Below are 25,718 nucleotides of genomic sequence, written 5' to 3' on the forward strand. Positions count from 1 at the left end.
CCCCCTCGCTCCGGGATAGGATTCGTTGGTGGAAGACGATCTGATGGCCTGGGCGCCCGCGCAGAGCGCCGCGCAGGCGTCCGGGATCGCGTTGCCCGGTTTCAGCGCCTTCCGCGTGATCGCGCAGGGCGGCGAGGGCACGATCTACCGGGCCCGCCAGGACGGGCTGGGCAGGGACGTCGCGGTCAAGGTGCTGCAGGTGACGGACCCGGCCACGGTCGCGCGCTTCCGCCGCGAACTGGCGATCACCGTCGAACTGGGCCGCCAGCACCCGCACATCGTCACGGTGCTCGACACGGGCACGCTGCCGGACGGCCGCCCGTGCATCGTCATGGAGTTCTACGAACGAGGCTCGCTGCACGACCGTTTGCGCGCCATGGGCCCGCTGCCCGTGCCGGACGTGGTGGCGGCGGGCATCGCGGTGGCGGACGCGCTCGCGTTCGCGCACGGCCAGGGCATCCTGCACCGGGACGTGAAACCGCAGAACGTCCTGGTGCTCCCGACTTCGTACGTGCTGGCCGATTTCGGCATCGCGCGCGGCGCCGACGCGGGGCATTCCGCGTCACTGCAGATGGTCAGCTACCGGCATGCCGCCCCGCAGATGCTGGAGGGCGCCACGCCGTCGTTCGCCGACGACGTCTGGTCGCTCGGCTCGACGCTGTTCACGCTGCTGGAGGGCAAGCCGCCGTTCGCCTCGGACAACCCGGACGAGGACACGCTGCTGTCCTACGTCGGCCGTGTCAGCAACGGTGAACCCCGGCCGCTCACCCGGTTCGACGTGCCGGCGTGGCTGGCCGCCGTGATCGAACGCTGCCTGCGCAAGGACAGGGCGGAGCGTTTCGGTTCGGCCCTGGAGTTGCGCGACGCGCTGATGGCGGCGGACTCCGGCACCGTTCTGTCCACTGTGGACCCTGATGCGACGGCGATGCTGGGCGAACGCCCCGACTTCTACCCGGAGGGCCCGACCGAGGCGCCGGGTTTCGGCCCGCGCGGGTTCACGCCCGAACCGGAACCCGAACCGGAACCCGAGGCCGAGCGCGACGACTCGTGGCGGGGCAGGCTCGAAGACCTGACGTACCGGCAGCACGACCTCGTCCCGCCGCCGCCCCCGCGTCCTGTTCCGGTCGCGGTGCTACCGAGCGTGGAACTTCCTTCCGTCGAACCGATGACTGCGCCGGTCCGCAGGAGCAAACGGGGCGGCGTGCTCGCGGTGCTGGCCGTGGTCGCGGTGACGGGCGGGCTCGCCGCGGGCATCGTCCTCAACCGGGACGACGGCGGTCAGCAGGCCCAACCACCTGCGACGACAACAACACCGCCCGTGCCGACGTCGGACTCCGCCGACGCGGGACCGTCGCCGAACACCGACCCGAAGTTCGTCCCGGTCCTCAAGCGCGCCGAGTACCGGGGCAGGACGATCGAGCTGGAGTGGACCGATCCGAGCGCCGGCCAGGCCCAGTTCGTGGTGGTCGACGTGACCGGTGCCAAACCGTACGCGGTGATCACGGTGACCGGCGGCAGCACCAAGCACGTCATCGAGGACGGCGGTGGCGACCGGCGTTGCTTCCAGATCGCGGCGCTCGGCTACAACGGCGAACGCGGCAGCTCCGCAAAGGTCTGTGCCAACAAGAACTAGAGGTGCGGCCCGGAACGGTGCCGGGCGAATTCGCGGTCAGACGGGTGCATCGTGGTGTCGCCCCCACGTCCGCGTACTGGTTGCGACACCGCGAGGTGCGCTGCTGGGCGTGAACTCGCTCGCCAACGGGCCGGGTCGCACCACTACGTTGTTGTTGCGGGCACACGAACTGGCGTACGGTCCCCCGGTGCAGAGCGCTCGTTATGCCGGCCCACCGATGTTCGCTCGTGGACGAAAGCGCCGGACACTCGTGGTGTGGGCGGCCGTTCCGCTCGCCGTCGGCATCGGGATCGGGATGCTGATCGGCGGCAACCTGCGGTCCCAGTCCCAGCAGAACACCGGTGACACCACCCCCTCGCCCGCTGTGCCCGATCAGCTCGAGTACACGGACATGCCGTGCGACCCGGGCTCGTCCGTCCTCGTGCTGCACTCGCTGGAGGGCGCGATGCCGGACTCGGAGGTCAGGGTGTTGCTGGACTACGAGACGATGTGGGTGCGGCACCGTGAAAGCGCGAACCCCGCGCTGCGTGGCCAAACCGCGCTGCTGAGCAGACGCGACGACGTCTGCCCGGTCATCGTTCCCGAGGACTCGCGGTTCACGCAGTTCATCTGGCTCGGACCGTTCCCGTCGGACACCGCGCCCGCGCTGTGCGAGGCGCTGTTCAAGGTCACCGGGAAGAACTGCATCCCCGCACAGGTGGTCCGTTGATCCGTCAGCGCCGGAACAACGGCCGCGGGTCGATCGTCCAGACGACCTTGCGCCACCAGGAAGCCTTGCGCCGCACCGCTTTCTTCACCTGCCGGGCCAGCCGCCAGCTGTTCTCGTGCTGGACCGGCTCCGGTGCGAACGCGGCCTGGTCGACCAGGACCGCCAAGCGTGCGCCCGCCTCACCCCATTCGCCCGCGACGTCCGGCACGGTGCGGCTCGGCAACGGCTGCAAACCGGCGAGCTGCAACGAGTCGAGCACCTCGTGCCACGCTCCCACCGGGCCGGCCGCGCGCAGCCTGACGCGGCGCGAGGTCCGTGCCACGAACAGCCCGGCGAGCACCAGCACCGGTGTGAAAGCCCAGTACGGGAAGCCCTTCGGAGTCTGCGGCGCGGCGGCCCGGTCGTCGCGCACCGCGGTCGGCTGCACCAGCGGCGGCACCGACGCCAGCGTGGTCGGCGCCGGCTTCGCGGTGGTCGACGCGAGCCGGTTCAGCACCTCGCGTTTCGAGGCGGCGCTCGGCCCGCTTCCGTTGCCGGACACGGGATCGAACGCGACCCAGCCCCACCCGCTGAAGTACACCTCGGGCCACGCGGTGGCGTCCGCCGCCCGCACGATCCGCTCGCCGTTCTGCTCGGGCACCGGCTGGAACCCGACCACGACCCGCGTCGGCAACCCGACCGAACGCGCGAGCACCGCGTAGGCCGACGCGAACTGCTCCGCCGTCCCCGCTCCCGCACCGGACTCGCCCGCCGCGCCGAACAGGAACGTCTCCAGCCGCGCGTAGGACGAGCCGACCGGCGCCTCGGCGTCCGGCCTGCGGCCCAGCCGCACGACCTGTTCCAGCGCCACGGCCTTCTCGTACGGCGTGCGCGCGTTCTGCGTCGCCTGCCGCGCGTACTCGGCCAGCGTGAACGGCAACCACGGCAGGGCCGTGTACTTCGTTGCGGCGGCAGGGACCTGGGCCTCGGCGAGATCCGTGTCGGCGGGCGTCTCGACGACCCCGCGCACCGTGTAGCTCAGCCCGGCCTTCAGCCCGTCGGCCACGACCAGCGACCCGGTGTCGGGATCGACCATGGCGTCGCTCAGCGACACCGCCTGCGGCTTCCCGACGCCCGGCAGCCACTCCCCCTGCAGTCCGGTGATCCGCAGGTCGACGCTGGCGTCCTGGAACTTGCCGCCGATCGGCAGGTCCGGCGGTTCGACCACGCCGAGAGGCCCGTACGTCGAGGCCGCCTCCCACGACGCGCCCGAGTACCGGCTCAGCGTCACCAGCCGCACCGGCACCTCGGGCCCGCGCATCCGGAACAGCTCCGTCTCCCCCTGTGCCGCCCACGCGGCGAGCTGCGGCAACGGGTTCGAGATGGCGATGTTGGTGACCGGTGGCGTGACGAGCTTGCGCGGCTCGAAACCGTTGGCGGGCAACACGAAAGCGAGCAGGGTGAGTGCGGCCAGGGCCGTGGCGAGCACCGCGGGGGGCACCACGGGCCCGCGCCGGTCGATGATCAGCCAGCCCAGCGCCAGCACCACGACCAGCGTCAGCGCGACGAGGCCGTACCGATCCGCACGGCCGGTGGTGAGCAGCGCCGCCGACACGTACAGGGTGGCCGCACCGAGCGCCGGCACGAACAACGCCGTGCCGCGCTTGGTCACCGACAGCACCATGCCGGTGGACACGCCGATGATCAGCAGCAGGCCGGGCACGAGCAGTTCGGGTGTCGCAGGCGCGGGACGGGCCGCCGTGAGCAGCCTTGGCACGGTGTCGAGCAGCACCCACGTGGGGTCGCGGTCCGGGGACGCGCCGCGCGCCAGGAAGAAGCCTCCCGTCAACGCGAGCGTCATGACCGCGAGGGCGGCGAGTCCGGCCGGGACGATCCGCTTCAGCGGCAGGGCCGCGAATCCGGCGAGCGCGGCGAGTCCGAAGTAGAGGGTGGCGCCGTCCCAGGCCTGCGAGAGCTGGAGCGCGCCGACGAGGAGGACTGCGGTGACCCAGCCGTACTTGAGCAGGGAGTTGCTCATCGCGCCACCACCGCGTTCCACGAGTCGACCAGGTCCTCCGCCCGCGCCCCGCTGACCACCAGCACCGACCCGGCAGCCCCGACCGGCCGCTTCTCGTCCACCACCAGCACGACGCCGAACGCCGCCCGTCCCGCCTCCAGCACCAGCGCGGGCACCGAGGTCCCGCTGATCACGGCCACCACGTCGAGATCGCGCACCGGCACGGTCGGCCGGCCGTCGACCTCCCGCAGTGCGAGGTCGGCCAGCGCGGACAGGATCGGCGCCGAGTCCTGCTGCTCCTCGATGTCGGTGCCGCCCGACGACGTCAGCAGCCGCACCGGATGTCCTTGTTCCAGGGCCGACGTGATGAGCGACGCCGCCATCTCGACGGCCTCCTCGAAGCGTTGTTCCTCCGCGTACGAGGACGCGTTGTCGTCCAGCAGCACGGCCAGGTGCGGCCGGGCCGGGTCGGCGTCCTCGCGGATCATGAGCGTGCCGGTGCGCGCGGACGTCGCCCAGTGCAGGCGCCTCAGGTCGTCGCCGGGCACGTACTCCCGCAGCCCCACCAGGTCGGTGCCGCCGCGCTCGACGCGTTCGTCGGCGCCGACCTGGCCCCGGCGGGCACCGGAGGGCAGGCCCCGGACCGGCAGCACGCGCGGGATCACCCGCACCTGGACGACCTCGCCCAGCACGGTGCGCGCCTGCGCCAGACCGGCCAGACCCTTGCGCCGCAACGTCAACGGCCCGACGTCGAACACGCCTCGGCGTTCGGTCGGGATCGCGTAGTCGACGGCCTCGACCGCGCCGGGTGCCAGCAACGGCACGTCGACGTCCATCGGCAAGCCCGCCACCATGTCGACGGCGTCCAGCGCCACCGGCCAGCGACCGGTGGACGACAGCTCCAGCCTGCCGCCGCACCGCGCCAGCCGCGGCACCGTGCGCGGACGGACCGTGCGGGACACCGACAGCGGCGACGCGACCAGCACGGAGACGATCGAGGCGACGACCAGTGCGGTCAGCGCCAGGCCGAACGCCGCCATGCCCGCGTACCGCCACCACAGGCCGACACCGAGCATCAGCAGGCCCAGCACAGCGGTTCCGGTGCCGCGCACGGTGAGTCTCATTGTGTCGCGGGCTTGGGCACGGCCACGCGCGAGAGCACGTCGGCCAGCACCTCGGACGTCGTGACGCCCGACAGGACGCTCTCGCGCGTCAGCACCAGCCGGTGTGCGAGCACCGGGTCCGCGATGTCCTGAACGTCCTGCGGCACCACGAAATGCCGCCCCTTCGACGCCGCGTACACCTGTGCGCAGCGCACGAGCGTCCGCAGGCCACGCGTCGAGGTGCCGAGCCGCAGCCGTTCGTCCGTGCGGGTGCCCGTGCCCAGCGCCGAGATGTACTGCAGGATCGGGTCGGCGACGTGCAGCAGCTGCAGCCGTCCGCTGAACGCGCTGATCTCGCGCGGCGACGACACCGTGCGCACGTCGGCGATCCGGCCCGCACCACTGCCGGGACGCAACACGTCCAGCTCGTCCTCCACCGACGGGTAGCCGATGGAGGTGCGCAGCATGAAGCGGTCGAGCTGAGCCTCGGGCAGCCGGTACGTGCCGTCGAGGTCGATCGGGTTCTGCGTGGCCACCACGAGGAACGGGTCGGGCACCGTGTGCCCGACACCGTCGATCGTGACGGTCCGCTCCTCCATGACCTCCAGCAGGGCGGACTGCGTCTTGGCCGCCGCGCGGTTGATCTCGTCGGCCAGCACGATGTTCGCGAACACGGGACCGGGCCGGAACCGGATCTGGCCCGTCTGCGGGTCGTAGACCGAGGTACCCGTGACGTCGGACGGCAGCAGGTCCGGCGTGAACTGCACACGCCGCGACACCCCGCCCAGCGCGCCCGCGACGGCACGCGCCAGCGTCGTCTTCCCCGTGCCGGGCACGTCTTCGAGCAGCACGTGACCACCCGCGAACATGGCCACCAGCACGAGGTCGACCACGTCGCGCTTGCCGCGCACGGCGCTCTCGACCGCGTCCGCGAGCCGGGTGTGCAGGTCGCGGAAGGCCGAGACCTCACCGGTGTCGATCACTTTTCCTCTTCTCCACGACGAACACCGATGCGCAGCAGGAACGCGCACGCCAGCAGGCCCAGCCCACCCGCGCCCATCGGCGCGGTCTCCACTCCGGCCGGTGCCATCCGCGGGATGCAGCCCGGTTTGCCGCCGCACTCGTCGAACGTGTACAGCACGTTGCGGGCCGCCGAGTCGACCTGCCCGGCGCCGGTCGCGGCGTAGGCGCGGACGACGATCGAGTTGCTGCCCTCCTCCACGTCGATCTGCGTCGTGGTGGCGTTGCACGGAATCCCGACCGCGTAGCCCTGCGTCCGGTTCACGACCTCACAGCGGCCGTTGTGGCTCGCCCAGTCCGCCGGTGGCGACATGCTGACCGTGCGCCTCGGCATCGTCCGGCCGCCAGAGACCCCGGTGATCACCACGGCACCCGCGGTCGGCAGCGAAGGCGGCGGCGGAGGAGGCGGTGGCGGCGGGGTGGTGGTCGTGACCGGGGGCGGCGGCGGAGGCGGCGGGGTGGTCGTAGTCGGCGGCGGAGTGTTGGGCGGAGGGGTGTTCGGCGGCGGAGTGACCGTGAACGCGGCCATGCCCGCGGCACCGGCCGCCGACGCCGTCGACGCGCGCACCGTCACGTCGAGCCTGCCACTCGAGCAGAAGGTGGAACCCGCGCACGGCACCGACAGCTCAGCCGAGGTGGAGGCCGACTGCGCCGACACCGAGCCGCCGCTGAACGAACCGGAGCCGGCGACGGTGTAGCCCACGATCGGATCGGTCGACACGGCCGCGGTCCAGCTCACCGTCACGACGAGAGCCGACGCGGTGCGCGACTTCTGCCGCACCGTCACCCCGGCGGGCGCGGCCGGAGCCGTGCCGCCGGCGGAGGGCGGCGGGGAGGGAGTCGTCGGCGGTGGTGAGACCTCGGTCGTCGGCCCGTTGCCGTTGCCGTTGTTGCGCGGCGGCCGCTGTGGCTCGTTCGGGTTCGGCGGCGGGGGCGGCGGCACGGACGGCGGCGGCGAGCGGTCCGGGTCCTTCACCGGGAGCTCGGGGCTGCGGATCGTCAGCGAGCGCGTCGCACCGTCCGCGTCGACCAGCACACCCGTGGACGAGCCCGGCACGTTCACGAACAACCGGCCGTCGTCGAACACGAGCTCGGGGTCGGCGCCACCGGACGTGCGGACGTCGTCGCCACCGCGGCTGCCACCCCGGTCGAGGATGATGACCTTGCCGGATCCCTTGCAGGGCACGTAGACCTTGTCGCGGAACACGGCGGGGCGCCCCGGCTTCGGGCAGCCCATCGCGCCGACGTCGACGCGCAGGACGTCGCGGCCGACGACCAGCACGACGACCGAGGACGACGGCACCGACGCGGGCACCAGGTCGATCGGCGAGGACTGCGCGGCGATCACCTCGGCGTCGGAGCGGTCGGTCGACGAGGCGACGTCCTCCCCCGTGCCGTCGCGCACGACGACACCGCCGTCGAGACCGATGAGCGTGACGCCCTGGTCGTGCGGCACGAGAACGGTACGGGGCCCGGCACCGGTGACCTGGCGCTGCGAGCGCTCCTCGAACCGTTCCTCGTCGTCCGACCAGTCGAGTGACCGCAACGTGCCGCCGTGGTCGACCAGCCACAGCACGCCGCGCTCGTCCACGACGGCGTCGGCGAGCGGCTGGCCCGCCTGCCAGGTCTGCCCGACGTCGGCCAGGGTCAGCGGGTCGGCGGTGTGCACGGTGCCGGTCGCGCGGTCGACGACGAACACCATCCCGTTCGACACCAGCACCTTGCTCGTCGCACCGGGCGGCGCCTGGCGGCGGCCGGAGGCGAGCAGGGTGGCCAGGTCGATGACGGTGATCTCGCCGGTGCGCCGGTTCAGGACGATCAGCCGCCCGTCCTCCTGCGCGATCTCCAGCTGCGAGTCGGGACCGCTGATCTGCAACCTCGTCTGCGGCTTGCCCGAACCAGGGTTGATCTGCACGACCTCACCGCGCTGGTCGTCGCCGAGCCAGGTGAGCCCGTCCGACACCGCGACCGACGTGCGGGAGATGCCCTGCCCGAGCGCGGCGCCCGCGAGCACCAGAACACCCAGCAGCGCGGCGACGAAGCTCGCCGATTCCCGCCCTCCACCGGAGATAATGCGTCTGATCCGGTGCCACCAAGACATAACGCGCCCTCCCTCGCCCGCCGGGGATGCTAACCCCCGGCTCTGACAACTTCGGGCGGCGCATGGTTCCCGGTTCGCCCGGTCAGCCGGGTGGCAGACATCAGGAAGCGTAATGACGGGGTCTGACAGTTCTGAAAACCGAATGGCGCTCCCCCGAACCGACCAACGCGTAAGGCAGAGTGGACGCATGGAGATCCCCGGCATGGGACTTGCCAGGCAGGCGCTCGACACCGCCCTCGGCACGACGGTGGCCGTCGCGGCCGTTCCGGCCCGCGTGCTGAGCCTGCTCGGCGAGGTCGAACAGCTCGTCCGCAAGGTCAACGGCACGATCGACTCCGTCGACGGCATCGTCGCGCGGGCCGGCGAGCTGGTGGACCGCACGGCCGATGTCGTGGCGGACGCGGAGAAGGCCGTCGACGAGGTCCGCGCGATCACGGCGAGCGCGAGTGACGTCGCCGGACGGGCCGGGCTGGTCGTCACGACGGCCGGCCACACCGCGCACACGGTCAACGAGCTGATCGCCATGTACGAGCCGCTCGCCAAGCAGGCCCAGCCGCTCGCGAAGCGGTTCGTGGACGAGCTCTCCCCGCACGAGGTCGAGGCCGCGATCAAGCTGGTCGACGAGCTGCCGGTGCTGACCGAGCACCTGATCAGCGACATCCTGCCGATCCTCGCGACCCTGGACAGGGTGGGTCCCGAGGTGCACCAGCTGCTCGAGGTCACGAGCGACATGCGCCAGGCGATCCTCGGCATCCCCGGCTTCGCGTTCATGCGCCGCCGCGGCGAGAAAAAAGACGGGGAGGACGGTGTGAAGGCGGTCGATGGCGGGTAGTCCGCCCGAATGACCGCTGACTCGCGCGACGATCAACTGACCTGGTGGCTGCTGACCAGCGTGTTCGGCCTGCTCGCCGCGATCAACGGCGCCCTGGCCGTCACGGAGAGAACGACCTGGCCCTACGCGCTCGCGGCGTTACTTCTCGCCGCGAGCGCGTGGAGTGCCAGACAGGCGCTCAGACCTTCCCCGTCGTCTGGTGTGTCAGGTTCGACGGCGACCCGAACCGGAACGCCCGCACCCGGTAGGTCGCGGTCTTCTCGTCTGGAAGTGTGATCACCCCGTACGAGGTGGTGTCCGGATCGAGCTGCACGGCGACGCGGTAGTCCGCCGCACCCGCGGGCCTGACCTCGATCAGGTAGCCGTCCTCGTCCGACGCCCGGTCCTGCCAGGTGAACAGGATCCCGTTGGCGTGTTTCACCTCCGCCTTCAGCTCCACCGCCGCCGCCTCGGGTGAGGCCACCGGCGCCTTGCCCCCGCCGGCCTTGACCGGCGCGGTCCAGTCCGGCCCCTCGATCTCCGGCACCTCGTCGCCAGGGGGCAGCGTGACGTCCACAGTGGCCGAGGCAGGCCCGGTGTACGGCCGGACCCGGTAGTAGAACTCGGTTTCCGGGATCAGGTCCGGATGCTCGTAGGTGTTCTTCGCCGGTGTGGCGAACTCCAGGATCGTGTACTCGCCGTCCCGGGTGTTCGCGTACTCGACGACCTGTCCGGCCGACCCCGCCTCCGGACGCCAGTGCAGCGTCACGTCGATCGGCGAGGTCAGCTCGGACGTCAGCACGGGGTCCTGCTGTTCCTGGCCACAGGCAGCCAGAAACAGCAGGAGCACCACTGCCAAGCGACAGCTCACTTGCGCCAGAACCGGATGTTGCTCCAGGTGACCGTGGCAGGGCCTTGGCCGCTGGCGGTCCGGTATGCGCCGAACTTGTCGTAGAAGCTCGTACCCGAGCTCGCGTAGGTGTGCGCACGCGAGCCGTTGATGTACGTGCGGTGTTCCGTGGCCGTGTTGTGCACGGTGTTCACGCGCACGGTCGCCCCCACGGTCGCGCCGGTGGCGATGGTGGTGCCCCCGTGCACGGCGTAGAGCCGGCCGCCGCGTTCCACGGCAAGCATCCAGAACGGCCCCGCCGTGGGGCCCTGCCGGAACGTCTGCTTGAGACTGATGCGGGTGCCGCCGAGACTCGTGATCCGGAAGCTCCCCTCGAACTGGCGCGTGCCGCCGGTGTAAGTGGCGTAACGCCGCTCGGCACGCTGGTCACCGCTCGCGGTGGAGCAGGTGAGTCGGAACGTCAGGTTGCTGACGTCGCCACAGCCGCGTTCCTGAACGGTGAACGACGGCGAGTAGCTGGTCCACGGACCCGTCTCGACCTGAGCCTGTGCCGGTGAGACCGACACGAGCAGACCGGTCGCCAGCGCGATCCCCGCGACGTTGCGGAGTCGTTTGGACATACCGATACCTCCTCAAAGCGTGCTGAGGACAGCACGATTTCTCAGGGGGCGGTATCGGGAGCGTAGCCGATAATGATCGGATGTTCGACCTCCATCGGCTGCGACTGCTGCGAGAGCTCTCCCAGCGGGGGACGCTCGCCGCCGTCGCGCAGGCGCTGAACTACAGCCCGCCGTCGGTGTCGCAGCAGCTCTCACTGCTGGAGACCGAGGTCGGGGTGCCCCTGCTGGAGCCGGTCGGGCGGCGGGTGAAGCTCACCCCGCAGGCCGAGATCCTGGTGCGGCACACCGAAGAGGTACTTGCCCGGCTGGACCAGGCCGAGTCGGAGGTCGCCGCGTCGCTGCACGAGATCACCGGCACGCTGCGGGTCGCGACGTTCCAGACGGCGGCGCTGGCGTTGATCCCGGCGACGCTGGCCCGGATGAGGGACGAGCACCCGTCACTGCGCATCGAGTTCCAGGTGCTCGACCCGGCGGAAGCGCTTTCCGCGTTGCACGCCAGGGACTTCGACCTCGTGTTCGTGGAGGAGTGGCCGGACCAGCCGGAGGCCAGGTTCACCGGGCTGGAGTACCGGGAGCTGTGCCGGGACCCGATCCGGCTGGCCGTCCCGCGTGGACTGCCGGTCGAGGAGATCGGCTCGTACCCGTGGATCATGGAGACCGCCGGTTTCCCGCAGCGGATCTTCAACGTGAACTGGTGCCGCCACAACGGCTTCGAGCCGGACGTGCGCTTCTCCTCGACCGACGTGCTGGTGAAGCTGCGGTTCGTGGAACGGGGTCTCGCGGTCGCGTTGCTGCCGGACCTCATCTGGTACGACCGCGAGATCACCGTCGACGTGCACGAACTGCCGATGCCGATGTCCCGGCTGCTGTTCACTGCGGCACGGGCAGGACGAGGTCAGCATCCCGCTGTGCGGGCGTTCCGCGAGGCGCTGGCGCTTTCCGTAGCGCCGCTCCGACCCCAGCCGTGATCACCAGCGCCATGCCGCCCAACGAGATCACGCTCAGGTGCTGGCCGAGCAGCAGCGCCCCGGCGAGCGCCGCCGCGGCGGGTTCGAGCGCGAGCACCACGCCGAACGTGCTGGCCTCCAGCGTCCTGAGCGCCTTGATCTCCAGCGCGTACGGGATCGCGGACGCCAGCAGCGCCACCAGCGTGCCCAGCAGCAGGATCTTCGGTTCGAACAACGTGGCGCCGGCCGCCGACAGCCCGTACGGCAGGGTGAGCGCGGCCGCGATCAGGCTGGCCCCCGCGAGGCCGCCGATGCCGAGCCCCGCGGTCGCGACCTTGCGACCGGCCAGCACGTAACAGGCCCAGAACGCGGCCGCGAACAACGCGAGCGCCACCCCGACGAGGTCCAGGTGCGCGCCGGTGTACTCGCGGACGCCGAGCACGACGATGCCTGCGAGCGCCAGCCCGACCCACACGAAGTCCCTGGGCCGCCTGCTCAGGACCGCCGCGAGCCCGAGCGGCCCGAGGAACTCGATCGTCACCGCCACGCCGAGCGGGATCCGGTCGAGCGCGAGGTAGAACGTGCCGTTCATGCCGGCCAGGGTCAGCCCGAGGACGATCGTCTCCTGCCGGATCTTCGGCCTGGCGATCACGGCCAGCATCAGGGCCGCGATGCCGAGCCGCAGCGCCGTGGCACCCGGCGCGCCGATCTGGCCGAAGAGCTGGCTCGCGAACGCCGCGCCGAACTGCAGTGAGATGACCGAGCCGAGGACCAGGAAGACCGCCATGCGCTCAGTCTCGGTTCCGAGATCTATTCAGTACAGCGAACGTCTGCGAGCGATATCGTTCGGTTTTTCCGAACATTTAGACTGGCCGGTGCGATGAGACGCAAACCCTCCTCCCCTCTCCCCCAGCGCAACGGCCTGGACGCGGCCCGGCTGAAGCTGCCCTCCGAGGGCGCCTGGCCGTCGTTGCGCGAGCACCTCGTGGAACGCCTGCCGCGGGTGGCCGCCGAGCGCATCGACGAGATGCTGGCCGAGGAACGGATCTGGGGTGTCGCCGGCCCGCTGGGCGTCGACACGCCGTTCGTGCCGGACTCCTACATCTGGTTCCACCGCGACCTGCCGGTGGAGGTGCCGGTGCCGTTCGAGGTCGGCGTGGTCCACCAGGACGACGACATCGTGGTCGCCGACAAGCCGCACTTCCTCGCGACGATCCCGCGCGGCGCGCACATCATGCAGACCGCGCTCGTGAAACTCCGCGAGTCGCTGGGCCTGCCGGACCTCTCGCCCGCGCACCGGCTGGACCGCGTCACGGCCGGGCTGGTGCTGTTCGTGGTGCGCCGCGAGCTGCGCGGCAAGTACCAGACGATGTTCCGCGACCGGTTGGTGCGCAAGGAGTACGAGGCGATCGCGCCGTACGACCCGGCGCTGGAACTCCCGCGCGTGGTGCGTTCCCGGATCATCAAGGAACGGGGCATCATCACCGCGTTCGAGGTCGACGGCGAGCCCAACGCGGAGACGCAGGTGTCTCTTGTGGAGCGTCGCGGGGCGCTGGGCCGCTACCACCTCAAGCCGTTGACCGGCCGCACCCACCAGCTGCGCCTGCACATGTCCGGGCTCGGCGTGCCGATCGTGAACGACGACTTCTACCCGGTGCTGCGGGACCGTCCGCTCGACGACTTCTCCTCGCCGCTGCAGCTGCTCGCCCACACGCTGTCCTTCGTGGACCCGGTGTCGGGCATCGACCGGTCGTTCACCTCGGGGTTGAAGCTGTCCGCCTGGTCATGAGACGTGCGTGCGCCGGGTCGCGATCGGCTGCGGCTCCCACACCTGGTTCATCCGGTCGAGCAGCCGCCGCGCCAGCGCGCTCATCTCCGGGTGGGTCTCGGTGAACGCCGCCACCACGCGCGCCCGGAACATCAGCCGGCCGCGCGCCGTCGTGCTGTACCAGAACCAGTCCTCGTCGACGACCCTGGCGAGGTGGTCGGTGCCGTCCCGCTCGGCGCGCTGCACCAGCGCGTCGCCGTTCACGAACCACCGCACGCACGCGTCCTCGAGCCCGGCGGTGAAGCCGCGTTCCTCGAAGTAGGCCTGTTCCGCCGCCTCGCGCAGTTCGCGGGGCGTCTCGGAAACCGTGGCACAGGTGGGGAATCCCATGCGGAGGTAGACGACCTCGGTCAGCCCGTCACCGAGCGCCGCGCCTTCGAAGTCGACGAACCGCGCGCCCCGCGGCGAGTACATGTCGTTGCCGGGACACGGATCGCCGTGCACCAGGTCGAACTTCCCGGTGTCCGCGAACGCGAGTTCGTCCTCCGCGCCGCCGATCTCCACCTCCATCGCGCGCACGAACCGCAGGAACGGAACAGGGTCCGGCACCTGCTGACGCGGCAGCAGTCCGGCGTGCTGCGGCCCGGTGGCCATGTGCAGACGGGCGAGGCCGCAGGCGTAGTCGACCACCCAGTCCTCCTCGAACGGGTCGGAGCGCAGCCGTTCGAGCACCATGGTCCGTTTCTCGTGGTCGACGTCGAGGACGCGCGGCACGACGCCGGTGTGCTCGGCCAGCCTCAGCGCGGTGACCTCACGGTCGAACGCCACCTGATCGCCGACCACCTGCTTGATGATCCGGTCGCCGTCCGCCCACACCCGAGACCGGTCACCGCTCTGAAGACGTTCCACAGGTCAACTATTCCACAGCCGCGGAGAATTCTGTAACAATGGCGTTTACGCGCGCGAGTCCACGATCGTGCAGAACCAGGGAACGGGACTGGAGCGATTACCGTCGCTGACCGGCTTGCGATTCGTCGCCGCGTTCGTCGTGTTCGGATTCCACCTCGACGCGGCCGGTCTCTGGCCGTATCCGGACGTGCCGTTCCGGCAGGGCGCCACCGGCGTCAGCTTCTTCTTCATCCTGTCCGGGTTCGTGCTCACCTGGTCCGCGAAACCGGACACCGGACCGGTCACCGTCTGGCGGCGCCGGGCAGCGAAGATCTTCCCCAACCACCTCGCGACCTGGGTCATCGTGCTGGTCGCGGGCGCCGCGGTGACCCCGGCGGCCGCCCTGGCGAACCTGTCGCTCACGCAGGCCTGGTTCCCCGGCGAAAGCGTCTACTTCGGCCTGAACACACCCGCCTGGTCATTGTCGTGCGAATTGGCGTTCTACCTCGCATTCCCACTTCTGATCAAGTGGCGGATGAGGCGGCCATGGGTCATCGCGGGCACAGCGGTGATCGCGATTCTGACGGTTCCGGTCGTCGCACTGTCAATGCCAGGCGCGATCGAATACTGGTTCGTCTTCGTCTTCCCGCCGGTGCGCGCGCTGGAGTTCATATTGGGAATGGCAATGGCCCGAGTGGTCCAGCAAAGGAAATGGATCGGAGTAGGACTCTGGCCCGCGAGTGCGCTGTTCGTGGTCGCGTACGTCGGCTCGTGGTACCTGCCGGCGTCGTTCCCGTACGTCGCGGGCACCGTCATCCCGCTGGCGCTGCTGATCCCGGCCGCCGCGGTCGCCGACCTCACCGGCAGGTGGTCGCCGTGGCGCTCGAAGTGGATGGTGTGGCTGGGCACCGTGTCGTTCGCGTTCTACATGGTCCACCAGATCGTCATCCGGGTGAGCGAGAAGCTCCTCGACGTGCACGCGTACCCGCTGCTCTCGGCGCTCGGCATGTTCGTGGTGTCGATGCTCGGGGCGTGGCTGCTGTACCGGCTGGTCGAGGTGCCCGCGGAACGGTTCGTCCGCGGGACACCCCGACCGGCTCGGATCAGGCGAGCGTCAACGCGTACAGCTCCACCCGCGGATCATCGGGCAGCGTGACCGAACGGACCGTCTTCGCGGCGTCGAGCCGCAGCGACTGACCGAACAACCGGACCGGTGGTCCGTCGACGCCCTGGCCCGCCTTGATCCGGTGCGGCATCTCCAGCACCGCCGGGCCACCGCCCGCCCAGTCCGGCACCGACGCCGCGACCTCGGCCGAGGTGCCGTCGGTGTACCAGACGGTGAAGGCGGCGGACACCGGTCCGTTGTGCGACGCCCCCACGACGTGCAGCCACGAGAACTGGCCGGTGGGCAGCAGGAGGCCCTGCCCGCGTGCCTCCACGAAGTTCGGCGCCGTGCCGGTGGGGTCAGGCGCCTGGTAGGTGATGCCGCCCCATGTCACGGGCCCGGCCGGCGGCAGCAGTGCCGCGTCGTAGCTCCAGCCGCCGCCGTCGAAGTTGCCCGAGGCGGAGTCGGCGACCGTGGCCGTGCCGTCGTGGTTCAGCTCCGGTGTCACGTCCACCGAACACGACGAGAACGCGCACAGGGCCGCCGGTTTGACCTCGACGACGGCCTTCACCGTCACCGACTCGACCTGCACCGAGACCTCGTATGAGCCCGCGGCCACACCGGCGGGCACCGACAGCGCCAACGGCACCGTCTTCTGCACCGGCAGGTGCCGCGACACGATCACGAACGGCTTGGCACCGCTCACCTTCCAGCCTGCCGGAGCGGTCACGACGGGCCGCACCGACGTCGCGCCCGGCGACTGCGCCAGCACGTCGAGCTGCAACGTGAGCGACTGCGCCGAATCCGACGTCGGCACCACGATCTCGGAGTTGCGCAACGACGCCGACAACGCCCGACGCGAGTCCTCGTTGCCGTCGTTCAGCGACGGCGGCTGGTCCCCGCGCCCGGTGCCCCACGACGAGGGCTTCGCCGAGACCTCGTGGGTCAGCTTCCCGCCGCGCTGCAACGAGGTCCAGGACAGCCAGGTCTTGCGGACGTCACGGCCGCCGAACGACACGCTCCGGACGTACCGGTTGGTGTCGGACACCCCTCGCGCCGAGACGGTCAGGGTCCCGCCCTGCGAGCCGTACTGTCCGATTCGGACGGTCGCGGACTCGAACTGCGGCGAGGACAGAGCGAGGAAGTCCGCGCCGTTGAACGTCGGGTAGATGCCCAGCGACGAGAAGACGTACCAGGCCGACATCGTGCCGAGGTCGTCGTTGCCGGTCATGCCGTCCGGACCGGTCGTGAACAACGTCATCGCCGCCCGCACGACCGTCGCGGTCTTCGACGGCGTGCCCGACCACAGGTACATGTAGGGCGCGAGCAGGTCGGGTTCGTTGTTCGGGTTGTAGGTCGGCTTGCCGTAGTAGTCGTACGGCTCGGTGATCCAGTCGTGCCGCGCGGTGCCGGCCGGGTCGACCAGCAGCTTGTCGTAGGCGAAGAACGAGTCGAGCCGCTTCTCCGTCTCGCGGCGGCCGCCCATCAGCGACACGAGCCCGGCGGGATCCTGCGGCACCAGCCACTGGTACTGGTACGCGCCGCCCTCGTGGAACTGGTGCGACGCGTCGACCGGGTTATACGGCGTCAGCCACGTGCCGGCGGCGGTGCGCGGCCGGAACTGACCGATCGACGAGTCCCACAGGTTGCGGTACCACTGGCCCCGATCGGCGAACATGCGCGCGTCGGCCCTCTTGCCGAGACCCTTGGCCATCAACGCAAGTGACGCGTCGGCCGCCGAGTACTCCAGCGTCGCGGACGCCGGGTGCACGCAGTCGTTGTCGCCGCCCTTGTGCGCGCAGTCCTTGCCCAGCTCCAGGCCGGACGGGAGGTAGCCGCGTTCGGAGTAGTAGGTGACACCGGAGCGTCCGTTGTAGGGCGACTCCGCCGGAGGCAACGACGTGGCGTTGGCGCGCAGCAGCTTGTACGTCTCCTCCTCGTACCCCTTCAGCAGGCCCTTCGACCAGGCCTCGACGAGGAACGGCGTCACCGGGTCGCCGGTCATGATGTTGGTCTCGGACGACGCCAACGCCCAGCGGGGCAACCATCCGCCGTCCCGCCCACTGGCCACGACGGACAGTGCGACGTCACGGGCGACCTTCGGTTCCAGGATCTGCAGCAACTGGTTCTGCGGCCGGTACGTGTCCCACAACGAGAAGTTCTGGTACGGCGTGTAACCCGAGGCCGTGCGCACCTTCCCGTCGAAGCCCATGTACCTGCCGTCGACGTCACCGGCGAGGTTCGGGTGCAGCACCGAGTGGTAGAGCGCGGTGTAGAACGCGACCTGCCGGTCCCGTGGCCCGCCGGACACCCGCACGGCGTCCAGCTGCTTCCTCCACACCTCCTTGGCGGCCGCCACCGTGGCGTCGAAGTCGTGCGAGGGAGCCTCCGCCGCGAGGTTCTTCCGCGCGCCCTCGATGCCGGTGTAGGACAGGCCGAGCTTCAGCACGACGTCACGGTCGGCAGTCGCGTCGAACGTGACCCAGGCACCGTTCCCGCCAGTGCCGGCGGCGTCCCGGACGCCGGGCGTGGGAACGCTCCCGCGCCACGCGCCGAAGGAGGCGAACGGACGGTCGAACGTGGCCGTGAAGTACACGGTGTGCTCGTCCTTGCCCGCGCAGAACCGGCCGTTGCGCACCCGGCCCTCGATGGTTCTGTCACCGACGACGTGGATCTCCGAGTCCAGCACCGTCTGGTTCGACCGTCCGGTGTTGAACAGGACGTTCGCCGCGCCGGAGGACGGGAACGTGTAGCGCTGCCAGCCGGTCCGCTGCGTGGCCGTGAGCTCGGCGTTCACTCCGTAGCGCGGCAGCCCGACGCGGTAGTAGCCGGGCTGCGCGGCTTCGTCCGAATGGCTGAAGTCCGACTTGTAGGCGTTGATGTCAACGTTGTCAACGGACCCGACCGTCGGCATCACCGGCAGCTCGCCCATGACGCCGCAGCCCACGCCCGACAGGTGTGTCTGCGAGAAGCCGTAGATGGAGGTGGCCTTGTAGTCGTATCCGCCCTGACCTCCCGTGTCAGGGCTGACCTGCACCATTCCGAACGGCACCGAGGCGCCGGGGAAGGTGTTGCCGAAGTTCTGCGTACCCACGAAGGGGTTCACCAACGACGAAGGGTCCTCGTCGACCTGTGCCGCGTGCGCGGGGACTGCTAGACCCAGTAACAGCCCGGCTACAACCAGTGTCCGCATGGAAGGCAGTATTGCTCGATCATCGCCGCCCCGACACCCATCGGAGGCGGCGATGTGCGCTTTGGCCGCAGTGTTGCTGATTCCTGTCGCGTTTTGTCAACCTGCCCGGTGCCGTACTCGGCCGGTTCTGCATGGCGTTGCACGCGAACTCCATGCAGAACCGGCCGAGCGACCTGGTCGTTCAGCAGCGCTTGCTGGAGAACGCGGTGAAGTTGTCGTCCTGCTGGACACTGATCATGCCGTAGGCGGCGGTGCACTTGGACAGGGTGGCGGCCGGCTTGCCCCACAGCTCGACGGGGGCGAACTGGCTGCTGTTCCCGCCCTTGTAGGAGTCCGGCGTGCTGTCGCCGGCGCTGCCGTAGACGGCGATCGCGGTCTGCGTGCCCCAGTAACGACCGGTGGCGCGGAAGCTCTCCCAGACGTAGACGTAGGAGTAGTTCGAGCCGCACCCGGCGAACTGCTTCACGGACGCGATGTTGTTGCCACGCCACTTGACGTACCCGGTCGACCCGATCTGCGCGGCACTCGCGCAACCGGGCGGCGTCTCGGCGTTGGCCACGCCGGGGAACACGAAACCGAGCAGCACGAACGCGATGCCGATGATTACCCTCTTCATGCGGGTGATCATGGTCGTGCGCGCTGACAACTCGCTGACACGCGAGTAAGCAGGAAACATGCCCGTACAGCTCAACCACACCATCGTCCACGTCAGCGACCAGAACCACTCCGCCCGCTTCCTCACCGAACTGCTCGGCCTGCCCGATCCGGTGCGCTACGGCCCGTTCCTCGTGGTCGAGGTCGCGAACGGCGTCTCGCTCGACTACCTGACCGCGCAGGGCCCGATCACCGAGCAGCACTACGCGTTCCTGGTGACCGAGGAGGAGTTCGACCAGATCTTCGGCCGCATCCAGGAACGCGGCCTCGACTACTGGGCCGATCCGTTCCACTCCCAGCCGCAGCAGATCAACCGCAACGACGGCGGCCGCGGCGTCTACTGGAACGATCCGGACGGCCACGCGCTGGAGATCATCACCCGCCCGTACGGGTCCGGCGCCTGACGAACCATCTCTTGTGCTCGGAGTACCTGCCTGCCACCGTGAGAGCGGTAACACAACGTAGGCGCGCAGTGCTCCACTACCAGGAAAAAGGTCTAGACCCTTGACTGGTCTGGACCACTGGTGCCAATCTCAGCGTTGTTCACATTCGTGATTCCTCCGGGCGCAAAGACTCCAGGAGTGGGTGACCTTGCTGAGAAAACGCATCTTGGCGTCTATCGCGGCGGGCGTGATGGCGGCGACCATGGCCGTCATCGCACCGACCGCGTCCTCACAGGCGGAAGTGTCCGCACAGGCCTGCACCTTCACGAACTGGGTGCAGGGCCAGTGGTACACGACCGGCTCGATCGTGAAGTTCGAGAACAGCTACTACATCGCGGAGCACGACAACCCGGGCTACAGCCCGACGGTCTCCACCTGGTACTGGGAGCCGACGAGCTGTGACGGAGGTGGCGGAGGTGGCGGCGGCGGCACCTGCGCCAGCGCCACGGACTGGGTGGCGGGCCGCGCGTACGTGACCGGCAACATCGTGCGGTACAACGGCTCCTACTACATCGCCGAGCACGACAACCCCGGTTACGACCCGACGATCTCGACCTGGTTCTGGGAACCGCACAGCTGTGATGGCGGTGGTGGTGGTGGTGGCGGCAGCTTCGTCGTCAGCGAAGCCCAGTTCAACCAGATGTTCCCGCGCCGCGACAGCTTCTACACCTACAGCGGTCTTCTAGAGGCCATGAGCGCGTTCCCCGCCTTCGCGAAGACCGGCGGCGACACGGTGTCGAGGCAGGAAGCGGCGGCGTTCCTCGCGAACGTCTCGCACGAGACCGGTGGCCTCGTGTACAAGGAGGAGATCGACCAGAGCGGCGACTACTGCGACGAGACCCGGCCGTACGGCTGTCCCGCCGGCAACAGGTACTTCGGCCGCGGCCCGATCCAGCTGTCGTGGAACTTCAACTACAAGGCGGCCGGCGACTACATCGGCATGGACCTGCTGCGATTCCCGGACGAGGTCGCGAGGCAGGCTCCGATCGCGTGGAAGACGGGCCTCTGGTACTGGAACACGCAGTCCGGCCCCGGCTCGATGACCGGACACGCGGCCATGACCAACGGCTCCGGTTTCGGCCACTCGATCCGCAGCATCAACGGTTCGCTGGAATGCGACGGCCGCAATCCGGCGCAGGTCCAGAGCCGCGTCTCGAAGTACCAGGAGTTCGCCGGGATCCTCGGCGTGCCGACGGGTGCGAACCTCTACTGCTAGTGGTTCGCCTCACTAGGACTCGAGCGGTCCTAGTTCGGTCATAGCTTCACTGCATGACCATGGAACTCAACGATCTGCTGCACGAACTGAACGACCAGCGCAGGACGTTCCGCGTCACCATGCGGGGTCTCACCGCCGCCGAAGCGGTGAAGCGCACGACGGTCAGCAAGCTCACGCTGGGTGGGTTGCTCAAGCACCTCACCTGGTGTGAGCGCGGCTGGACCCACATCCTGACCGAGCAGCCCCTGCCCCCACCGGGCATGCTGGACTTCGACCAGTACACCTGGACGGGCAACGACTTCGGGGAACTGCTCTCGTCGTACGACGAGGCGGTGCGCGCGACCGATGAGGCCGTACGCACCGCCTCGCTCGACAAGCTCGTGCCGCTGCCTTCCGCGCCCTGGGACCAGGACCCGCAGCCCATGTCGATCCGGCGGATCGTGCTGCACCTGATCCGGGAGACCGCGCAGCACGCGGGCCACGCGGACATCCTCCGCGAGACGCTCGACGGTCAGTCGACCACGGCGTCCCTTTACGAGTAGCCGCTAAGCCGCCAGCTGTTCCTTTACCTGGGCCAGCGACGGGTTGGTGAGCGCGGAGCCGTTCGGGAAGTGGACGGTGGGCACCGTGCGGTTGCCGCCGTTCACGCTCATCACGAAGTCGGCCGCGCCCGGCGTCTCCTCGATGTTGATCTCGACGTACTCGATGCCTTCGCGGTCGAGCGAGCTCTTCAGGATCCGGCAGTAGCCGCACCACGAGGTCGAGTAGACGGTCAGCTGGTCGGGAGCCATCAGGCGCACTCCTCATCGGGTTCGGACGAAGTCGTCAGTATCAACGCCGGGCGAGGGGCGCTTCTTCCCGGGCCGGGGAGAGGCGCCCCTCACTCGTCCGGAGCAGCCGGCGGCGATCGTCAGACAATCGTCAGGTCAATTCGGCACACCGTGGGTGAGCATAGTTCGCGCACGGCCGAAGATTTCGCCCGTGCAATTGGTCGTGCATTCGTAAATTCGCTCCCGCCGAATGTAGTCACCCATTCGGCGGCCCGTCACCACACAGGGTTTCCGATATCGTCTGAATTCCGCCGCCGCTACCGCAGTCATGTTCAGAAAGGTTTGCCATGCTGAAAACGGTGGCGGCTGCCGCCCTCGCGCTGTCCGCGGTCATGACCGCGCCGGCCGCGAACGCAGCATCCGACGTTCCTGATTTCGTGACGATCGACGTCGTCACCGTGAACGGTTCCGGCTGTCCCGCCGGCACCGCGGCCGTCGCCGCCGGGGACGACCGCACGGCGTTCACGGTGACATACAGCCAGTACCTCGCCCAGGCCGGACAGGGCTCAGGCCCCACGGACTTCCGCAAGAACTGCCAGCTCAACATCAGAGTGAGCTACCCGCAGGGGTTCACGTTCGGCATCGCCCAGGCGGACTACCGCGGATTCGCCAACCTGCAGCAGGGCGCCACGGGCATGGAGAAGGGGAGCTACTACTTCCAGGGCATGTCGCAGGGTACGAGCCGCACCCACACGTTCGCCGGCCCGAAGAGCGACAACTGGCAGGCCACCGACCGCGCGACGGTCGCCGAAATCATCTACGCCCCGTGCGGGGAAGTCCGGCACCTGAACATCAACACCGAACTGCGCGTGCACGCGGGAACCGCGTCGAAGGCGAACAGCTTCATGACGATGGATTCCACGGACAGCAGTGTGAGCACGAAGTACCAGTTCTCCTGGAAGCGCTGCTGACGCAGGCACCGACTGCCGCCGCCCGTTCGTTTTGTTGAACTCCAGACGGAAAGGTGCCCCATGCTCAACACACTGGCCGCGGCCGCGTTCGCGATGTCGACGATCATCATTCCGCCCGGCGGCGCCCCCGGCGACACCCCGCCGCCGGACCACATCACCATCGACGTCGTGACCATCAACGGCTCTGGCTGCCGGGCGGGAACGGCCGCCGTCGCCGTCAGCCCGGACAACAAGGCGTTCACCGTCACCTACAGCGAGTTCATGGCGCAGGTCGGGCCCCAGGCCCTGCCCACCGACTTCCGCAAGAACTGTCAGCTGAACCTGCGCGTCAACGTGCCGTCCGGCTTCACCTACGGCATCGCGTCCACCGACTACCGCGGCTTCGCGCACCTCGAACGCGGCGCCACGGCCCTGGAGAAGGCCAACTACTACTTCCAGGGCATGTCGCAGACCGCGTACAAGCAGCACAACTACAAGGGCCCGTTCAGCGACGACTGGCAGGCGACGGACACGACCGACGTGGCCGCCATCGTCTACCACCCGTGCGGCGAGAAGCGGAACTTCAACATCAACACGGAGCTGCGGGTCATGGCGGGCACGTCCGACAAGACGCTCACCAGCTTCATCACGATGGACTCGACCGACGGGTCCATCGAGACGACCTACCACTTTGCCTGGAAGGTCTGTCCGCCAAAGCCGTAACCGTCACATCAGGCCATACAACCAGTGCCGGGCATTCCGCGAACGGGGTGCCCGGCACGCCTGATCAGATCAGGAAGCGGTACGCCGTCGACCCCGGCTCCACGTGCTGGATCTTGAGCGGGGACTCCTTCATCCGCCCCCACAGCAGGTCGTAGTCCTCGCGCCGCCCCAGCTCGATGCACACCAGCGCGGCCCCGGTCTCCCGGTTGTCCCGCTTCATGTACTCGAACTGCACGATGTCGTCGTCCCTGCCCAGCACGTCGTCGAGGAACCGCCGCAGCGCACCGGGCTCCTGCGGGAACTCGACCAGGAACCAGTGCTTCAGGCCGCGGTGGATCATCGAACGCTCGACGATCTCGGCGTAGCGCGACACGTCGTTGTTGCCGCCCGACAGCAGGCACACGACCGTCGAGTCCGGCGCGACGGAGATCTCCTCCAGCAGGGCGGCCGAGGCCAGGGCGCCCGCGGGCTCGGCGATGATGCCGTCGATCTGGTACAGCTCCAGCATCTCCGTGCAGACCGCGCCCTCGGACACGGTGAGCAGTTCCGCGCCGCTGTCGCGCACCATCGGGAACGTCACGTCGCCGGCACGGCGGACCGCGGCGCCGTCGACGAACGAGTCGACCTCGGGCAGCGTCACCGGGCCGCCCGCCTGGATGGCGGCGATCATGCTCGCGGCACCGGCGGGCTCGACGCCGATGATGCGGGTGCGCGGGAAGCGTTCCTTGAACCACGTGCCGACGCCGGAGAGCAGGCCGCCGCCGCCGATGGGCACCACGACCACGTCGGGGGCGCCGCCGAGCTGTTGGACGATCTCCAGGCCGACGGTGCCCTGGCCCGCGACCGTGCGGGGGTCGTCGAAGGCCGGGACCAGGGTCGCGCCCGTGTGCTGCGCGTACTCCTTGGCGAGCGCGGCCGCGTCGTCGTAGGTGTCGCCGTCCACGACCAGCTGCACCATGCCCTGGCCGAGGGCGTGGATGCGTTCGCGCTTCTGGCGCGGGGTGGTCCGCGGGACGTGCACGCGGCCCTCGATGCCCAGGCGGCGGCAGGCGTAGGCCATGCCCTGGCCGTGGTTGCCGGCCGACGCGCAGACCGCGCCACCGAACGCGAACTCGGTCTGGCACAGCAGGTTGAACGCGCCGCGCAGCTTGTACGAGCGGCCTACCTGCAGGTCCTCGCGTTTGAACCACACGCGCGCGCCGGTCTTCTCGGACAACCGCTGGTTGACCTCCAGCGGCGTCGTGCGTGCGACACCGCCGAGCCGGGCTGCGGCCGCGGACACCTCATCAGCGAAGGACATGTCAATACATCTTCCGTGAACGACTTGGGTCTGGCACGCGTACCCCTAGAAGGACAGGGGAGGTACCTGTGTTTCGCCTTTTGGGCGTGCTGTCGCTGCTCATGATGCTCTCTGTGGTTCCCGCGCACGCCCATGGCGCGCCGACCGACCCCGCGAGCAGGGCTTTCCTGTGTTCGCCAGGTCAACCCACAGCATCATCCCCGCCCTGCCGCAGCGCCATCGCGGCGGGGCTGCCGTCCAGGGAGTGGGACAACATCCGGCTCCCGAACGTGCGCGGCCAGGACGCGCAGCGAGTTCCGGACGGCAGGCTGTGCAGCGCCGGGCTCGCGAGATACGGCGGGCTGGACCTGCCGTCCGCAGACTGGCCGGCGACGAAGCTGAAGAGCACGGACTTCACGTACCGGGCCACGATCCCGCACCAGGGCTCGTTCCGGTTCTACGTGACGCGCGACGGCTACACGCCGAACCAGCCCCTGCGGTGGGCGGACCTCGACCAGTTCCTGAACGTGCCCTCTCCCCCGCTCGTCAACGGCTCCTACGAGTTCAAGGTGCAGCTGCCGAAGAACCGCGCCGGACGCCACCTGATCTACACGGTCTGGCAGAACACGGACACGCCCGACACCTATTACTCGTGCACGGACGTGGAGATCGCGAAGCCCGCGGCCCAGCCCGCACCCGCCGCCGCACCACCGGTGAAGGCGGCGCCGCCCGCCCGGACCAGTTCCCCGGCGCCGTCCGTCAAGCCGTCCGCGCAGACGTCGAGCGTCCCACGGCCCGTTCCCCTCGCGTCGAGTGCCGAACAACCTCCTTCCAGCGCAACGAGGTTCGGCATGTCGGCGGTGGTGGCCGCACTGGGCGGTCTCGCCGTGCTCGGCGGGTTCCTGTTGTGGCGCAAAAGAATTCTGTGAACTCCCGCGG

Annotated in this window: 24 protein-coding genes; 12 read left to right on the forward strand and 12 right to left on the reverse strand. The window is 69.5% G+C overall.

Going from position 1 to position 25,718, the window contains the following annotated elements:
• Positions 1–28 precede the first annotated feature (28 nt).
• Positions 29–1,633 carry a serine/threonine-protein kinase gene (locus BLR21_RS31260; RefSeq protein ID WP_090011652.1) on the forward strand — a complete coding sequence of 535 codons (1,605 nt, stop codon included), beginning with the start codon at positions 29–31 and terminating at the stop codon, positions 1,631–1,633.
• Between the two features lie 109 nt (positions 1,634–1,742).
• Positions 1,743–2,342 carry a hypothetical protein gene (locus BLR21_RS31265; RefSeq protein WP_143027940.1) on the forward strand — a complete coding sequence of 200 codons (600 nt, stop codon included), beginning with the start codon at positions 1,743–1,745 and terminating at the stop codon, positions 2,340–2,342.
• A gap of 4 nt (positions 2,343–2,346) precedes the next feature.
• On the opposite strand, the gene BLR21_RS31270 is transcribed toward BLR21_RS31265, so the two are convergent.
• From BLR21_RS31270 to BLR21_RS31285, 4 genes are read right to left on the reverse strand one after another with little or no spacing between them, the layout of a single operon-like run.
• Positions 2,347–4,359, reverse strand: coding sequence for a transglutaminase TgpA family protein (locus tag BLR21_RS31270; RefSeq protein WP_143027941.1), 2,013 nt, complete (start codon positions 4,357–4,359; stop codon positions 2,347–2,349).
• Positions 4,356–5,450, reverse strand: a complete 1,095-nt coding sequence (locus BLR21_RS31275; protein WP_256335052.1) for a DUF58 domain-containing protein — start codon at positions 5,448–5,450, stop codon at positions 4,356–4,358. The genes BLR21_RS31270 and BLR21_RS31275 overlap by 4 nt, the downstream gene beginning before the upstream one ends.
• An 8-nt stretch (positions 5,451–5,458) precedes the next feature.
• Positions 5,459–6,424: an AAA family ATPase gene (locus tag BLR21_RS31280; RefSeq protein ID WP_090011658.1), complete on the reverse strand. Its 966-nt coding sequence runs from the start codon at positions 6,422–6,424 to the stop codon at positions 5,459–5,461.
• Complete coding sequence (locus BLR21_RS31285; protein WP_090011660.1) at positions 6,421–8,562, reverse strand: NHL repeat-containing protein; 2,142 nt, start codon at positions 8,560–8,562, stop codon at positions 6,421–6,423. Before BLR21_RS31285 ends, BLR21_RS31280 begins: the two co-directional genes overlap by 4 nt.
• A 187-nt stretch (positions 8,563–8,749) precedes the next feature.
• Here BLR21_RS31285 and BLR21_RS31290 point away from each other — a divergent pair, with 187 nt between their 5' ends.
• Positions 8,750–9,394 (forward strand): hypothetical protein, encoded by a 645-nt coding sequence (locus BLR21_RS31290; protein WP_090011662.1) that lies wholly within the window; start codon positions 8,750–8,752, stop codon positions 9,392–9,394.
• 178 nt (positions 9,395–9,572) lie between these two features.
• Here BLR21_RS31290 and BLR21_RS31295 read toward each other — a convergent pair whose 3' ends face one another.
• Positions 9,573–10,226, reverse strand: a complete 654-nt coding sequence (locus BLR21_RS31295) for a fibronectin type III domain-containing protein (RefSeq protein WP_256335056.1) — start codon at positions 10,224–10,226, stop codon at positions 9,573–9,575.
• A gap of 14 nt (positions 10,227–10,240) precedes the next feature.
• A complete protein-coding gene (locus BLR21_RS31300; protein WP_090011665.1) occupies positions 10,241–10,843 on the reverse strand; it encodes a hypothetical protein in 603 nt (200 codons plus the stop codon).
• A gap of 80 nt (positions 10,844–10,923) precedes the next feature.
• On the opposite strand from BLR21_RS31300, the gene BLR21_RS31305 reads away from it, so the two are divergent.
• Positions 10,924–11,811: a LysR family transcriptional regulator gene (locus BLR21_RS31305; RefSeq protein ID WP_090011667.1), complete on the forward strand. Its 888-nt coding sequence runs from the start codon at positions 10,924–10,926 to the stop codon at positions 11,809–11,811.
• On the opposite strand, the gene BLR21_RS31310 is transcribed toward BLR21_RS31305, so the two are convergent.
• Entirely contained in the window at positions 11,714–12,577 is an 864-nt protein-coding gene (locus tag BLR21_RS31310; protein ID WP_090011669.1) for an EamA family transporter, read from the reverse strand. The two genes, BLR21_RS31305 and BLR21_RS31310, sit on opposite strands and share 98 nt — an antisense overlap.
• 93 nt (positions 12,578–12,670) lie before the next feature.
• Between BLR21_RS31310 and BLR21_RS31315 the strand changes: the two genes are divergently transcribed.
• The gene (locus tag BLR21_RS31315) at positions 12,671–13,579 is read left to right on the forward strand and encodes an RluA family pseudouridine synthase (protein WP_090011670.1); all 909 of its coding nucleotides are present in this window, start codon (positions 12,671–12,673) and stop codon (positions 13,577–13,579) included.
• Here BLR21_RS31315 and BLR21_RS31320 read toward each other — a convergent pair.
• Positions 13,574–14,467 carry a phosphotransferase family protein gene (locus BLR21_RS31320; protein WP_090011672.1) on the reverse strand — a complete coding sequence of 298 codons (894 nt, stop codon included), beginning with the start codon at positions 14,465–14,467 and terminating at the stop codon, positions 13,574–13,576. The genes BLR21_RS31315 and BLR21_RS31320 overlap by 6 nt on opposite strands.
• A gap of 115 nt (positions 14,468–14,582) precedes the next feature.
• Between BLR21_RS31320 and BLR21_RS31325 the strand changes: the two genes are divergently transcribed.
• Positions 14,583–15,602, forward strand: coding sequence for an acyltransferase family protein (locus tag BLR21_RS31325; protein ID WP_176929882.1), 1,020 nt, complete (start codon positions 14,583–14,585; stop codon positions 15,600–15,602).
• Here the strand turns inward: BLR21_RS31325 and BLR21_RS31330 are convergent.
• Both BLR21_RS31330 and BLR21_RS31335 read right to left on the reverse strand, forming a co-directional pair.
• Positions 15,550–18,753: a GH92 family glycosyl hydrolase gene (locus BLR21_RS31330; RefSeq protein ID WP_256335057.1), complete on the reverse strand. Its 3,204-nt coding sequence runs from the start codon at positions 18,751–18,753 to the stop codon at positions 15,550–15,552. The two genes, BLR21_RS31325 and BLR21_RS31330, sit on opposite strands and share 53 nt — an antisense overlap.
• 172 nt (positions 18,754–18,925) lie before the next feature.
• The gene (locus BLR21_RS31335) at positions 18,926–19,360 is read right to left on the reverse strand and encodes a hypothetical protein (protein ID WP_143027942.1); all 435 of its coding nucleotides are present in this window, start codon (positions 19,358–19,360) and stop codon (positions 18,926–18,928) included.
• A gap of 58 nt (positions 19,361–19,418) precedes the next feature.
• Here BLR21_RS31335 and BLR21_RS31340 point away from each other — a divergent pair, with 58 nt between their 5' ends.
• The 3 genes from BLR21_RS31340 (at position 19,419) to BLR21_RS31350 (ending at position 21,599) form a co-directional block, all read left to right on the forward strand.
• The gene (locus BLR21_RS31340) at positions 19,419–19,802 is read left to right on the forward strand and encodes a VOC family protein (RefSeq protein WP_090011679.1); all 384 of its coding nucleotides are present in this window, start codon (positions 19,419–19,421) and stop codon (positions 19,800–19,802) included.
• 181 nt (positions 19,803–19,983) lie between these two features.
• Positions 19,984–21,057, forward strand: a complete 1,074-nt coding sequence (locus tag BLR21_RS31345) for a glycoside hydrolase family 19 protein (protein WP_420843925.1) — start codon at positions 19,984–19,986, stop codon at positions 21,055–21,057.
• Positions 21,058–21,110: 53 nt separating this feature from the next.
• The gene (locus tag BLR21_RS31350) at positions 21,111–21,599 is read left to right on the forward strand and encodes a DinB family protein (protein ID WP_090011681.1); all 489 of its coding nucleotides are present in this window, start codon (positions 21,111–21,113) and stop codon (positions 21,597–21,599) included.
• Between the two features lie 3 nt (positions 21,600–21,602).
• Here BLR21_RS31350 and BLR21_RS31355 read toward each other — a convergent pair whose 3' ends face one another.
• Positions 21,603–21,848 carry a mycoredoxin gene (locus BLR21_RS31355; protein ID WP_030472806.1) on the reverse strand — a complete coding sequence of 82 codons (246 nt, stop codon included), beginning with the start codon at positions 21,846–21,848 and terminating at the stop codon, positions 21,603–21,605.
• 326 nt (positions 21,849–22,174) lie between these two features.
• Between BLR21_RS31355 and BLR21_RS31360 the strand changes: the two genes are divergently transcribed.
• Complete coding sequence (locus BLR21_RS31360; RefSeq protein WP_090011683.1) at positions 22,175–22,798, forward strand: DUF4360 domain-containing protein; 624 nt, start codon at positions 22,175–22,177, stop codon at positions 22,796–22,798.
• Positions 22,799–22,858: 60 nt separating this feature from the next.
• On the forward strand, positions 22,859–23,500 hold the full coding sequence (locus BLR21_RS31365) for a DUF4360 domain-containing protein (protein ID WP_090011685.1): 642 nt from the start codon (positions 22,859–22,861) through the stop codon (positions 23,498–23,500).
• Positions 23,501–23,564: 64 nt separating this feature from the next.
• On the opposite strand, the gene ilvA is transcribed toward BLR21_RS31365, so the two are convergent.
• On the reverse strand, positions 23,565–24,800 hold the full coding sequence (gene ilvA, locus BLR21_RS31370) for a threonine ammonia-lyase IlvA (protein WP_090011687.1): 1,236 nt from the start codon (positions 24,798–24,800) through the stop codon (positions 23,565–23,567).
• A gap of 68 nt (positions 24,801–24,868) precedes the next feature.
• On the opposite strand from ilvA, the gene BLR21_RS31375 reads away from it, so the two are divergent.
• Positions 24,869–25,708, forward strand: a complete 840-nt coding sequence (locus BLR21_RS31375) for a lytic polysaccharide monooxygenase auxiliary activity family 9 protein (RefSeq protein ID WP_143027943.1) — start codon at positions 24,869–24,871, stop codon at positions 25,706–25,708.
• The last annotated feature ends 10 nt before the right edge of the window (positions 25,709–25,718 follow it).

The organism is Lentzea albidocapillata subsp. violacea, from assembly GCF_900100275.1.
Classification (GTDB): Bacteria; Actinomycetota; Actinomycetes; order Mycobacteriales; family Pseudonocardiaceae; genus Lentzea; species Lentzea violacea.